Annotated in this window: 9 protein-coding genes; 7 read left to right on the top strand and 2 right to left on the bottom strand. The window is 59.0% G+C overall.

Translation table 11 applies throughout. The features are described from left to right. The first annotated feature begins 64 nt into the window (after window positions 1-64). From ASD54_RS02860 to ASD54_RS02840, 5 genes are all read left to right on the top strand, one after another. The gene (locus ASD54_RS02860; RefSeq protein WP_062553056.1) at window positions 65-1,843 is read left to right on the top strand and encodes an acyl-CoA dehydrogenase; all 1,779 of its coding nucleotides are present in this window, start codon (window positions 65-67) and stop codon (window positions 1,841-1,843) included. Window positions 1,844-1,867: 24 nt separating this feature from the next. Beyond that, entirely contained in the window at window positions 1,868-2,623 is a 756-nt protein-coding gene (locus ASD54_RS02855) for a crotonase/enoyl-CoA hydratase family protein (protein ID WP_062553055.1), read from the top strand. Between the two features lie 330 nt (window positions 2,624-2,953). Beyond that, entirely contained in the window at window positions 2,954-5,035 is a 2,082-nt protein-coding gene (locus ASD54_RS02850; protein WP_062553054.1) for a methyl-accepting chemotaxis protein, read from the top strand. Between the two features lie 138 nt (window positions 5,036-5,173). Then, a complete protein-coding gene (locus ASD54_RS02845; protein ID WP_062553053.1) occupies window positions 5,174-5,452 on the top strand; it encodes a hypothetical protein in 279 nt (92 codons plus the stop codon). Between the two features lie 279 nt (window positions 5,453-5,731). After that, a complete protein-coding gene (locus tag ASD54_RS02840) occupies window positions 5,732-7,528 on the top strand; it encodes a PAS domain-containing methyl-accepting chemotaxis protein (RefSeq protein WP_062553052.1) in 1,797 nt (598 codons plus the stop codon). Window positions 7,529-7,559: 31 nt separating this feature from the next. Here the strand turns inward: ASD54_RS02840 and ASD54_RS02835 are convergent, their stop codons facing one another. Continuing rightward, window positions 7,560-8,807, bottom strand: coding sequence for a class I SAM-dependent RNA methyltransferase (locus tag ASD54_RS02835; RefSeq protein ID WP_062553051.1), 1,248 nt, complete (start codon window positions 8,805-8,807; stop codon window positions 7,560-7,562). Then, the gene (locus tag ASD54_RS02830; RefSeq protein WP_062553258.1) at window positions 8,804-9,592 is read right to left on the bottom strand and encodes a TlyA family RNA methyltransferase; all 789 of its coding nucleotides are present in this window, start codon (window positions 9,590-9,592) and stop codon (window positions 8,804-8,806) included. The genes ASD54_RS02835 and ASD54_RS02830 overlap by 4 nt, the downstream gene beginning before the upstream one ends. Before the next feature lie 238 nt (window positions 9,593-9,830). Between ASD54_RS02830 and ASD54_RS02825 the strand changes: the two genes are divergently transcribed. Both ASD54_RS02825 and ASD54_RS02820 read left to right on the top strand, forming a co-directional pair. Further along, window positions 9,831-11,867 carry a methyl-accepting chemotaxis protein gene (locus ASD54_RS02825; RefSeq protein ID WP_062553050.1) on the top strand — a complete coding sequence of 679 codons (2,037 nt, stop codon included), beginning with the start codon at window positions 9,831-9,833 and terminating at the stop codon, window positions 11,865-11,867. A 297-nt stretch (window positions 11,868-12,164) separates the two neighbouring features. Then, window positions 12,165-13,172: a DUF4424 domain-containing protein gene (locus tag ASD54_RS02820; protein WP_062553049.1), complete on the top strand. Its 1,008-nt coding sequence runs from the start codon at window positions 12,165-12,167 to the stop codon at window positions 13,170-13,172. The last annotated feature ends 28 nt before the right edge of the window (window positions 13,173-13,200 follow it).

Genomic DNA, 13,200 nt, shown 5'->3' with positions numbered 1-13,200 from the left:
AAAAGCAGGAAGGAGACGCCGCGCCCCGCGCGGTGGCATGAGGATTGTTGCGAGGAGACGCGCCATGTACAAGGCCCCGGTCGAAGATATTGCCTTCACACTCAACCATGTTGCAGGTCTGAAAGGCGCAATCGCTGAAGGTCGGCTGGGCGATCTCAGCGATGATCTGGTCGATGCCATTCTGCTGGAAGCGGGCCGCTTCGCGTCCGACGAAATGGCGCCTCTTGGTCCGGTGGGCGACAAGGAAGGTGCTCGCCTCGTGGATGGCAAGGTTATCGTGCCTACGGGCTGGGACAAGCTGTACCAGGATTGGGCGGCCGGTGGCTGGAACTCCCTGACTTCGGATCCGGATTTTGGCGGCCAGGGCCTGCCTCATATGCTCAATGTCGCGGCGCTGGAAATGTGGAACGGCGGCTCCATGGGCTTCACGCTCGGGCCGACGCTAACCATGGGGGCCGTTGATGCGCTGGTTGCGCATGGATCGGACGCCCTCAAGGCACAGTATCTTCCGAAAATGGTGTCCGGTGAATGGATGGCCACGATGAACCTGACGGAGCCGCATGCCGGTTCCGATCTCGGCGTCATGAAAAGCCGGGCCGAGCGCCGGGACGATGGCACCTACCGGGTTTTCGGCCAGAAGATCTATATTACCTGGGGCGAGCATGATGTGACCGAGAACATCATCCACCTGGTCCTCGCCCGTCTGCCGGATGCGCCGGCCGGCACGCGCGGCATCTCGCTTTTTCTTGTGCCAAAGTTCCTGCTCAATGCGGATGGCTCGCTCGGCGCACGCAATGATCTGCACTGCCATTCTCTGGAGCACAAGCTCGGCATCCATGGTTCGCCAACCTGCACCATGATCTATGGTGACGGAAAGTTCGGGGATGAACCGGGTGCGATCGGTTACCTGATCGGTGAGGAGAACAAGGGTCTCGCCTGCATGTTCACCATGATGAACAATGCGCGTCTGGCGGTGGGAATGCAGGGGGTCGCGATCTGCGAAGCGGCCACCCAGAAGGCGGTCCAATATGCAAAGGACCGCACGCAGGGCAAGGCGCCTGGCTGGTCAGGTTCGGGCATGAGCCCGATCATCGAGCATCCTGACGTGGCGCGCATGCTGGTGACGATGAAGGCCCTGACCCAAGGCTCTCGTGCCATCTGCTATTCCTGCGCCCATGCAACAGACCTCAGCCATCATGGCGACGCAGACGAGGCGCGTCATTGGGCCGAACGGGCGGCTCTTCTGACGCCAATTGCAAAAAGCTTCGCGACAGATGCCGGCGTCGATGTAGCCTCACTCGGCATTCAGGTGCATGGTGGCATGGGCTTCATCGAGGAAACCGGTGCCGCCCGCCTGTGGCGCGACAGCCGCATCGCGCCGATCTATGAGGGAACGAACGGCATCCAGGCCGCCGATCTGGTAACCCGCAAGCTGCCGCTGTCCAATGGCGACCACGTGCGCGGCTTCATTGGCGAACTGAAGGAGATCGCAGAGCAGGTGCGCGCCTCCAATCTCGAAGCTTTCGGCGAAACGGCGGCCCGTCTTTCGTCCAGCCTCGCAGATCTCGAGGAGACCACGGAGTGGCTGCTGGCAAGGCTCGCCGCGGGAGATTCGGCCTCGGCGCTTGCAGGAGCCACGCCCTATCAGCGTCTCTTCGGGCTTGCGTTGACAGGCGTCTATCTCGCCAAGGGCGCTCTTGCGGAAGAGGATCACGGTCGCGACCAGCGTCTTTCGCTTTGCAGGTTCACGGCAGAAAACCTGATTGCGGAAACCGCCGCACTGAAGGATCGCGTCATCAATGGCGCAGCCAGCCTTCAGGCAGCCCGCGCCGTGCTTGCTTAATCCGTCCGAGGAAGAGGACCAATCATGACCGACCATATTCTGATCGAGCGGCCGGAAGCCTTTCCCGGTGTTTTCGTCATACGTTTGAACCGGCCCGAGAAGAAGAACGCCATCACGTCGGACATGTATCGCAAGATGGTCATGGCTCTCCATGAGGCGGGCCATGATTCATCCATCCGTGCCGTGGTCTTCCTGGGCTCCGAGGGATGCTTTTCCGCCGGTAACGACATGGGTGACTTCCTCACCTACGCCATGTCGGGAACGAAGGAGCCTCCGGCTGCCGTCGATTTTCTTAAAGTTCTGGCAAGCTTCGGCAAGCCACTGGTCTCGGGCGTGGATGGTCTTGCCATCGGCATCGGCACCACGCTGCACCTGCATTGCGACCTGACCGTCGCCTCCACGCGCAGCCAGTTCCGCACGCCTTTCACGGACCTTGCCCTGGTGCCGGAAGCAGCATCCAGCCTGCTGGTTCCCCGCATCATGGGTCATCAGCGCGCATTCGCCATGCTGGCCGTCGGCAAACCGTTCTCGGCCGAACAGGCTCAGGCGGCAGGCCTGATCTGGGACGTCGTGGAGCCGCAGCAACTGGAGGCAGAAACGCTTGCGCTGGCGGCCTCGATCGCGGCAAAGCCAGTCAATGCCGTCCGGATTGCTCGCAACCTCGTTCGAGGCGATGCGGAGGAAGTGCTGACGCGCATCGACGCGGAAATGGTGCATTTCGAGGCGCAACTGCGGAGTCAGGAAGCACGGGCAGCCTTCGAAGCCTTCATGAAGCGTTGACCTGTACAGATTGGGCAAGCTCAGCCTGTCCAATTGTAATACAAGTATAACAGGATAAGCTTCTTTTCAGTCTTGATAATTGTCGTATTTATGAAGTGGAATTCCGGCGATACTCTCTCGAGTGGTACCGCTGGAAGTCTGCTGGCTTAAAATATTCTTAAAGCTTTTGCCCAATAATTACAGTCGAGAGCACGTCTCGGTTCGCGGCCTGACATGATATCGGGTCTCATGCGCTGAACGATACATTTTATAGTTGGCAAGCCAGGCGCGTTCCTTTGGGTCGAGGAACGCGGACACAAGCCGTGCAAAAAAACAGAAGAAGGCATCGGGATGCTCAAAAATACCAAACTCATGACGCGTATACTTGTTGCCGCTACCTCGGTTGTTGTGGTTGCTCTGGGCAGTTTCGCCTATTACGGCGATCGCGTTCAGTCGAACCTGTTGCACGATGCCATTCAGCAGAAGGTGGATGTGGCCGGAAAGCTGGCAGGCGAGAGCATGACCAACTGGCTCAACTCCAATATTCGCCTGACGGAGATGATTGCGTCTGCTGCGGAAAAGCTTTCGACGCCGGACCAGATCCGATCCATGCTGCAGAATGAAGCCCTGAAGGGCTTCAACAGCTCCTATGTCGGTGATGAGCAGGGTGTCTTCACCAACTGGCCGCAGAAGTCCGTGCCTGCAGATTACGATCCCCGCAAGCGCCCGTGGTACAAGGCGGCTCTCGCTGCCAATGCGACGATTCTGACGGAACCCTACATGTCGGCTTCCGACAATGAATTGACGATCACGTCTGCGGCGCCCATCCGCAAGGATGGCAAGATCATCGCCATCGCTGGCAGTGACTTCCCGCTGAAGACGCTGGTCAACCAGATCAAGTCGCTGGACTTCAATGGCATGGGCCATGCTTTCCTGATGAACGATGCCGGCAAGATCCTGCTGCATCCGAATGCCGATCTCATCAACAAGTCGCTGACGGACATTCTTCCTTCGGTAAAGGACCGTACAACCGCGCTCGCCGAGGCAGAATTCAACGGCAAGCCGGTTCTGGTCAGCTTTGTCGCAGTTCAGGGTTTGCCCAACGTGAAATGGCAGCTGGGCTTCGTGTTCGACAAGGATGTCGTCTTCGCATCTCTGGTCAATGCGCGATTGGGCGGTGCCGTTGCCACTCTGCTGGCAGTTCTCCTGATGACCGGCATGCTCGGTTACGTCATTTCCCGCGTTGTCGTGCGCCCCGTCACGGCCATGACGGCCAGCATGGACAAGCTTGCGGCGGGCAATCTTTCCGTCGAGATCCCGGGCACGGAGCGTCAGGATGAAATCGGCCGGATGGCCGCAGCCGTTGCGGTGTTCAAAAACAGCATGATGGAGCAGTCGCGTCTCGAAAAGGAAGCGGAAGAGAACCGTTCGCTCACCGAAGAAGAGCGACTACAGCGTGAAGCTGCCAAGGCCCGTGAGGCGGAACAGATCGCCTTCGTCGTCAACTCGCTTGCCACCTCGCTCGGCCAGCTTGCCGATGGTGATCTGACCTGTCGGATCAATACGCCCTTCGCCGGCGATCTCGATCGGCTGCGCAATGACTTCAACGAAGCGGTTGAACGCCTGAATGATGCCATGGCAACAGTGGGCCGCAATGCGCGCGCCATTGATAACGGTGCAGCTGAAATCCGCTCCGCCGCGGACAACCTCGCGCGGCGTACCGAGCAGCAGGCGGCTTCGGTCGAGGAAACGGCAGCGGCGCTGGAAGAAATCACCACGACTGTGAAGGACTCGGCGCGACGGGCAGAAGAAGTGGGCAATCTGGTAACACGCGCTCGCTCCGGTGCGGAAAAGTCCGGCGAAGTGGTGCAGCGTGCCGTCGAGGCCATGCAGAGCATCGAGAAGTCGTCCGAAGCCATTTCCAGCATCATCGGCGTTATCGATGAAATCGCCTTCCAGACCAACCTGCTGGCCTTGAATGCCGGTGTCGAGGCAGCGCGTGCGGGTGAGGCAGGCAAGGGCTTCGCCGTTGTGGCGCAGGAAGTGCGCGAACTGGCCCAGCGCTCCGCCACGGCTGCGCGCGAAATCAAGGCACTGATCAGCACGTCTGGCGATCAGGTGCGTGGCGGTGTCGATCTCGTCAACCAGACGGGCGAGGCGCTCGCCGTCATCGTCCGGGAGGTACAGGAGATCAATACGCATATCCACGCTATTGTGACCGCCTCGCGTGAACAGTCGACTGGCCTTCAGGAGATCAACACGGCGGTCAACACCATGGATCAGGGAACCCAGCAGAATGCTGCCATGGTCGAAGAGCAGACGGCGGCAAGCCATGGCCTTGCCAGCGAGGCTGCGACTTTGAACAGCCTCATTGCGCAATTCCGGATCGATGATCGCCAAGCGTCAACCGGGCATTCGCGCCGCGCAGCATAACTTGCTGTTAACAACGTTTGAAACGCTTCACGAGGCGCCGGAACTTCCGGCGCCTCTTGTCGTATCCGCAGGCAAGACGTTCATCTCCGGTTAACGGCGGAGATTCCAGGGTCGGAAACAGCTTTTCGGGAGATTGTCATGAAACGTTTGATTTCTGCAGCGCTCATCATCTTCGCCAGTGCCATGACTGCCGGCGCCCAGCAGGGCGGCACGGTGATCGGCGGTGGCGGGGTCAATACGCGCACGGACAACAGCAATGACTACAAACCAAGGCAGCGTTACGTCTGCGTCGTGCCGCAGCCGCAAAGTTCCAGCCAGCAATATCCCAATGTTTGCCGTGCCACGGAAGGTCGCGTCGGCGGACGGTGTCGCTGCGATGGCGTCACCGGCAATGGAACGCTTCAGCTCGCCAACTGATGCTGTCTGCACGATGGGCCACCCCGGCAAATTTCTTGCGATCTTCCCTCATTGGTGTCGCGCAGGTGATCAGCTGAAACCGAGGATTTTATTTGAATAACAGAAATATATAATCTAAAAGAACAGAAGATATCCAAATATAGCGGAAATTTATATTTCGATTAAAACTTTACCGACCGTAAAGTTATTTGCCTGACAAATTGCGTCATCGGGCTCCGTGTTTCGCTTGTGTTCAAGCAACGGGCAAGGAGCGGGCCAAGAGCAATTTCGGGGGAAAAGATGTTTGGAATTGGTAGCGCGGATGCAAAAGCAGTACTGGAGGCGATGAACAGATCGCAGGCCATCATCGAGTTCAAGCCGGATGGCACCATCATCAGCGCAAACGAGAATTTCTGTCGCACCCTCGGCTACCAGCTTTCCGAGATCGTCGGCAAGCACCACCGCATTTTCTTGCGTCCGGAAGACGCGTCATCGAAAGCCTATCAGGAGCTTTGGGAAGGGCTTGCCCAGGGTCGGTTCGACCGCCGCCAGTATAAGCGGGTCCGGAAGGATGGAAGCGAGATCTGGATCGAAGCATCCTATAATCCAGTGATGCGTGGCGGTAAACCTTACAAGATCGTCAAGTTCGCAACCGATATCACCGAGCAGAACCTTCGGCGTTCGGAAGACAAGGGCAAGCTGCAGGCATTGGGTCAGGCGCAGGCCGTGATCGAGTTTTCGCCAACCGGCGAGGTCCTGACGGCCAACGAGAATTTTCTGAACGCGCTTGGATATCAGCTGTCAGAAATTCAGGGCAAGCATCACTCCATGTTCTGTGACGTCCAGCATTCCAGCAGCGAAGAATACCGGGGCTTCTGGAGCAGACTGGCCAGTGGCCATCATGTCTGCGACGAGTTCCTGTTTGTCGGCAAGGGCGGCAGACGGGTCCATATGCAGGCGTCCTACAGTTCGATCACCGATATCGGAGGCAATGTCTTCAAGATCGTGGCCTTCGGCACGGATGTCAGCGAGCGGGTATCGAATGTCCAGCAACTCGCCGGTGCGCTGAAAGCCATGTCGGAGGGAGACATGACCCAGGCGCTGGCCGTTCCTTTCGTTCCGGCGCTGGAAACCCTGCGCGTCGATTTCAATGAAACATCATCGAAACTGCGTGCCGCCCTCCAGACGATTGCGCAGAACGCCAGCGCCATCAGCGCTGCTTCGCAGGAAATCCAGTCTGCCTCGAACGACCTGTCCAAGCGGACAGAGCAGCAGGCGGCCTCCGTCGAGGAGACGGCAGCAGCACTGGAGGAAATTACCACAACGGTTGCCGATAGCAGCCAGCGTGCCCAGGACGCCGGTCAACTGGTACGCCGCACCAAGGAACATGCGGAAAACTCAGGCCATGTCGTAAGCCAGGCGGTTGAAGCCATGGGCAAGATCGAGCAGTCCGCGGGCGAGATTGGCAATATCATCGGCGTGATCGATGAGATCGCCTTCCAGACCAACCTGCTGGCGTTGAACGCCGGTGTCGAGGCCGCGCGTGCAGGCGAAGCAGGCAAGGGCTTTGCGGTCGTGGCGCAGGAAGTGCGTGAACTTGCCCAGCGTTCCGCAACGGCGGCCAAGGAAATCAAGGCGCTGATCAATACCTCGAATGATTACGTCAAGAATGGCGTGAACCTGGTTGGCAGCACGGGCAAGGCACTACAGGAGATCGTCAGCCAGGTCGTGCAGGTCGACGGAAATGTCGGCGCGATCGTCGAGGCCTCGCGTGAGCAGGCGACGGGGTTGAAGGAAATCAACACCGCAGTCAACACGATGGATCAGGGCACGCAGCAGAACGCCGCCATGGTTGAACAGACGTCAGCAGCCTCTCACGCTCTGGCGCGGGAAGCCGAGCAACTGTTCGCACTGCTCAGCCAGTTCAAGATCGGTGGTGAGCCGATGGCCCGTCGCACGGGACCATCCATTGCCCAGGCCGCAGCCATCTCGCGCCCGGTCGCGCCACCGCCCGTCAAGAAAATGACGGCGAAGATCGCCCATGCCTTCCATGGTAACGCCGCAGTCAAGTCCGGAGAGAACTGGGAAGAGTTCTGATCGATCCTTGCAAAGGCGCTTCTGCGGAATGTTACTTTTCCAGAAGCGCCACAGCTTCCACATGGGGTGACCAGAGAAATTGATCGACCGGGATCACTGACTTGATGCGATAGCCGCCCTTCGTGAGAATGGCGAGATCGCGTGCAAGCGTCAGCGGATTGCAGCTGACCGCAACGATCCGCTTGACCTGTGAACGGGCAAGTTCCGCGCTTTGTGCTTCGGCGCCGGCGCGGGGTGGGTCGAAAATTACAGCGTCATAGACCTTGAGTTCCTGCTGGGTCATCGGGCGGCGGAAAAGATCGCGTCTCTCCACCGTAACGGGCTTCAGCCCTTGCGTCATACGCGCGGCCTGATCCAGCGCCTTGACCGCCCGCTCTTCGGATTCGACGGCGTGAACGCTTGCCTTGCGGCCAATTCTCAGCGCGAAGGTACCAATCCCGGCAAAGAGATCGGCCACACGTTTGGCTTTGCCGATATGCTCGATGGCAAGCTTTGCCATGGCCTCTTCCGCTTCACGCGTGGCTTGTGTGAATGCACCGGGTGGAATGATGACGCGGGCACCGTCGAAATCCAGCTGCGGCTTGTGCGGCTCGACCACGATCTCGCCATTGGCCGAAACGCGCGCAATGCCGCGAAGACCCATGACAGCCTCCGTCACGGCACGCCGCTCACGCTCGCCAAGGCCGGAACGTAATCCATCCATGGAAATATCGAGACCGGTCAGCGTTTCCGTCACCGTGATGCGGAACATGTCATGGCCTGTTGCACGCGCAATGATATGCAATGCGTCCAGCCGCGAAATCAGGCCGTCCGACGCGATGGGACATTCCTCGACCGGCACGACATGATGTGTCTCCGCCTGGTTGATACCAATGACAAGCGCCTTTTCCGGCCGCCGGACCGTAAACACCAGCCGCCTGCGCTGGTGCGGCTGTGCTTCGATCAGGTCGCCAACCGGCGCGTCGATGCCCTTTGATTTCAGCGCGTTGATCAGCAGATCACGCTTGTAGGCATTGTAGGCGGGTTTCGCCTGATGCTGCAGCGAACAGCCGCCACAGGTGCCGCCTTTGCCTTCAGGCCCGAAATGACGACAGGCAGGCTGAATGCGATCGGGGGAGGGAGGGCCGTAGGAAATGACAGTGCCCTCATTACCCACACGCGCCACCGCCACGGTTTCGCCCGGCAGTGCGAAAGGCACATAGACCGGCCCATCCGCTGCATGGGCCAAGCCCATACCTTTGGAGGTGAGTGAGGTAATGGTGTAGGATTCGGTGCTCATGATGCGGTCGTTTCCGAAGGGGTGGCAGGCTTTTTTCCAGCCAGAAGATATTCGTGATTGCCATCGCCACCGGCAATGGGAGAGGGGATCAGGCCAAGAGCCTTCCAGCCCATGTCCTGTTCGAGCCATGCCTTGAGGTTCTCCGCGATGGCGGGAGCGGACGAAGGATCGCGTAAGAGGCCACCTTTGCCGATATTTTCACGTCCGGCCTCGAATTGCGGTTTGACGAGCAGCACACACAGCGCGCCCGACTCTGCGAGTTCCAGGGCTGGCGGCAAGGCGAGCTTGAGCGATATGAACGAGACATCCGACACGACGAGGTGGATGTCATCGTCGCCGATATCGTCTCGCGTCAGGTTTCGCGCGTTCAAGCCTTCGAGATTGGTTACTCTTTCATCGGAGGCGATGCGTTCGTTCATCTGGTCATGACCCACATCGACGGCAACGACATGGGATGCGCCCCGCTCCAGCAGCACCTCGGTAAAGCCGCCGGTGGAGGCGCCGATGTCCAGACAGCGCATGCCAGCCGGGTCGATGCCGAAATGATCAAGCGCCGCGATCAGCTTCAGGGCCGCGCGCGAGACATAGGCCTGTGCCGGATCGTCCACCACCAGCGCGGCGTCGGTCGAAACCACCTGACCAGGCTTGGTCACGGTCACGCCATTGACCTGCACCGTGCCACGGGCAATGGCATCGCGTGCGCGAGACCGGCTTTCGAAAAGCCCTCGTGAGACGAGAAGTTGGTCGAGCCTCTCGCCCGCTTTCTGTGATGTCTTTGCTGTCATGCTGTGTCCATGCCGTTCGCGCTCGTTCAACGCAAGGCTTTTCGCACCTTGCATCCGCATTCCCGAGTCTGGCCTGAAAATGACGAATGCCATTTTATTCAAATCGTCTGTTTAAGTATCTGTAGAAACACGTGGTTTCCGACGGGCAATTATCGTTTCGAGCGAAGAGAGCAACGCAATATTAACTCAACTGCGATTCTGTAAGGCTATGCATATTGCTGTTCGAAAGCGGTACCCGATGTCATTCCGAGACCTGTCCATCAGTAAGAAAATCATTTCGACATTCCTCGCCCTGATGTTTGTCTGTGGCTGCGCCTCTGCCGTTGTCTACTGGCAGGGCCTCAAATCGTCGCAAGCGTCCGGTGCGTTGGTCGTGGCGCAAGAGGCAGACACCATTGTGGCTGCAGCTTCAGAAGCGCAGCTTGAACAGGCTCTGGCTCTGCGCGGATACCTTATCTCCGGCAATGCAGAAATGCTGGCCAGCATCAGCGCCCAGCGTTCCGCGACCATTGCGGCTCTGGATGCCGTACAAAAGCTGGCGGTTGGGCAAACAGGCATTCTGACTGGCTTGCAGCAGATGCGCAGCGCAGCGGATGCCTTCAACAAGGACGTGGTCGAGCCGCAAGTGAAGGCCTACCAGGCCAAAGGCACCGTCGCTGACACAAAAGCTGGGGAAAGCACCGCGCAGCTGGCAGATTTCCGAAAGGCAGCAGCCAAGGTCCGCGCCGAGGCGCAGGCCTTCAAGAACGGCATGATTGCACAGCAGCAATCTGCTCATGAAGCCGTTCTCTGGACCTTGATTATCGGTGGCGGCGTAGCGGGTCTCATTGCAACGCTGCTCATCTGGCTCTTGTCTCGCGCGATTGTGACGCCAATCGTTGGCATGACGAGCGCCATGACGGAACTGGCAAACGGCAACCATGAGATCAAGGTTCCGGCACTCGATCGCGGCGATGAAGTGGGCCAGATGGCCAAGGCCGTTGCCGTGTTCAAGGATGCGGCGGTCGAGAAACTGCGGCTTGCATCCGAAACGGACCGTATCCGCCTGACCTCGGATCGCGAGCGTCAGGATAATGATGCCCGCAAGGCGCGCGAAACGGCAGAAATCGAGTTCGCCATGAATTCGCTGGCCGAAGGACTGGTCAAGCTGGCGGATGGCGATGTCGCCTACCGCCTCAACAATCCCTTTGCCGATCATCTGGATCGCCTGCGTGTGGACTTCAACCAGGCGCTCGCAAAACTCCAGGGCGCTCTGGAAAGCGTCGGTCACAACGCCTCTGCCATCAATGCCGGTGCTGCCGAAATTCGTTCCGCGACGGACGATCTCGCCAAGCGCACGGAGCGTCAGGCTGCCTCTGTCGAACAAACGGCTGCCGCCATCGAGGAAGTCACCACGACCGTCAAGGATTCCGCCAAGCGCGCCGAGGATGTCGGCCAGCGCATCGAGCGGGCGCGCGTGGGGGCCGAGCGTTCGGGCGAAGTCGTGCGCCGTGCCGTATCCGCTATGGAGGGCATCTCCAAATCATCCAGCGAAATCAACAATATCATCAGTGTCATCGATGATATTGCCTTCCAGACCAACCTTCTGGCTCTGAACGCGGGTGTCGAGGCAGCGCGTGCCGGTGAGGCCGGAAAGGGCTTTGCGGTCGTTGCGCAGGAAGTGCGCGAGCTGGCCCAGCGCTCCGCCAATGCGGCCCGCGAAATCAAGACGCTTCTGACCACATCCAGCCAGCAGGTGGATGCAGGTGTGGCGCTCGTTGGTGAAACCGGCGAGGCACTCCAGGCCATCGTTGTCGAGGTTCAGGAAATCAACGACAACATCAAGGCGATTGTCACCTCGACGCGGGAGCAGTCGCTTGGTCTTCAGGAAATCAATCAGGCGATTTCCGCCATGGACCACAACACCCAGCAGAACGCGGCCATGGTGGAAGAGCAGACGGCAGCCAGCCATTCGCTTGCCCGCGAAGCCAGTTCGCTGGACGAGTTGCTGCGCCAGTTCAAGTTGGGAACGCCTGCAAACGGTGCCGCGCGCTCTTCCTTCAACGCGAGCGCTTCTGCCGCCAGCGCCAAGCCCGCATCTGTGGCACAGCCAGCGCCACACGCAGCGGCAAGGCCTGCTGCACGTCCCGCCATTGGCCGTGGTCCCGTTGCGGCCACAACCACTTCGCGCCCGAAAGCTTCGCCCGCCAATGCATTGCACAACACGCTGGCCAAGGCATTTGGCGGCGGCGCACCGCAGGCCAAACCGTCTCAGGATAACTGGGAAGAGTTCTGATCAATCCTCATGGATGAGACATCCGGAAGGGGCTGCGAAAGCGGCCCCTTCAATGTGTTGACAAAGGGTTTTCCGCAGTCTTCCGTCATGCTCGGGCTTGTCCCGAGCATCTACAACGGATTGATTTTATTGGACTTCAGTAGATTCTCGGCACAAGGCCGAGAATGACGTCGCGGCTGGTAGGCAAGATTGTCAGCAGTCTGAGGGGCTGCGAAAGCGGCCCTTTTTCGCATTTGACGCCCTTCCGGTAAAATCCATGCCGCGCTAAGTTCCCCGGTAATCTGAGGGGACCCGATCATGAAACATCTGCTTCTTGCAACCGTGGCGGCGCTTTGCCTGGCCGCACCCGCGCTCGCCAATGATACGATGGCGGAACTGCGCACGGGCGGCCTGGCCTATGTCATCAGTACCGATGTTTCGATGGTCGAGGAAAACCTGTTCCTTTCCATGGACGAAGTGCGCGTCGACTATGTCTTCCAGAACAGTGGCGACAAGGATATCGAAAGCATCATCGCCTTTCCCATGCCGGATATTACGGCCCATCCCGATAGCAACGTGGCAATCCCGGATTACGAGACCGATAACTTCCTTGGCTTCTCCGTGACGCAGGACGGCAAGGCGATCACGCCGCAGTTGCAGCAGCGTGTCAGCGCGCTCTCCGTCGATTACACGGATCTGCTGAAAGCCAGCAAGGTTCCGTTCCGCCCCTATGCAGACAAGACGCTCGAAGCGCTGAAGGCGCTGCCGCCGGAAACCCTGAAGGATTGGGAAAGCAAAGGCCTCGTCTATGCCGATACCTTCGATGCAGGGCAGGGGATGCAGACTGTCTACACGCCGATGTGGACCCTGCAATCGGTCTATTACTGGAAAACCACTTTCCCGGCCAAGAAGCCGGTGCGGGTCAGCCATCGCTACAAGCCGAGCGTCGGCGGCACGGTCGCCATATCGTTCCTGAGCGAAGGCAAGACCAACGAGACCTATGCGAGCTACAAGGACCGTTACTGCATCGACGACGCTTTTCTGAAGACGGCGATGAAGCTGGAAAAGGCATCCCGCTCAGGTGGACCCTACTACACGGAGAGCTGGCTCTCCTACGTGCTGAAAACCGGCGCAAACTGGGGCGGCTCGATCTCCAAGTTCAAGCTCACCATCGATAAGGGCAAGCCCGACAATTACCTCAGCCTCTGCGCCGATGGCATCAAAAAAACCGGCCCCACCACCTTCGTGTTGGAGAAGACCGATTTCTGGCCCGAAAAGGATCTGGATATCTTGTTTCTGGTGTCAAACCCGCCGTTGCAGCAGTAGCGACGGAGTGTCAGTATACCGCAATTAG

The sequence above is a fragment of the Rhizobium sp. Root149 genome, from assembly GCF_001427345.1.
Classification (GTDB): Bacteria; Pseudomonadota; Alphaproteobacteria; order Rhizobiales; family Rhizobiaceae; genus Neorhizobium; species Neorhizobium rhizoryzae.
Note: the sequence above shows the minus strand (reverse complement) of the source record. Positions and strands in the feature narration are given on the sequence as shown.